General features: G+C 72.5%; 1 protein-coding gene. It reads left to right on the forward strand.

Annotated elements, in window-relative coordinates; genetic code table 11:
* Positions 1–233 (forward strand): 30S ribosome-binding factor RbfA (rbfA, locus tag F1003_RS19265; protein WP_155090391.1); only part of this gene is annotated, 233 nt, incomplete at both ends.

Raw genomic sequence — 233 nt, forward strand, 5'->3', positions numbered from 1 at the left:
CAAGGACCCGCGCCTGGGTTCGCACGTGACCATCACGGACACCCGGGTCACCGGCGACCTGCGGGAGGCGACGGTCTTCTACACGGTCTACGGCGACGACGAGGACCGGGCCAGCGCGGCGGCCGGACTGGAGAGCGCCAAGGGCATCCTGCGCTCCGAGGTCGGCCGGGCGGCGGGCGTGAAGTTCACGCCGACCCTGACGTTCGTCGCGGACGCGCTGCCGGAGAACGCCA

Origin of the sequence: Winogradskyella ouciana, assembly GCF_009709615.1 — a bacterium.
GTDB classification, from domain to species: Bacteria; Bacteroidota; Bacteroidia; order Flavobacteriales; family Flavobacteriaceae; genus Winogradskyella; species Winogradskyella ouciana.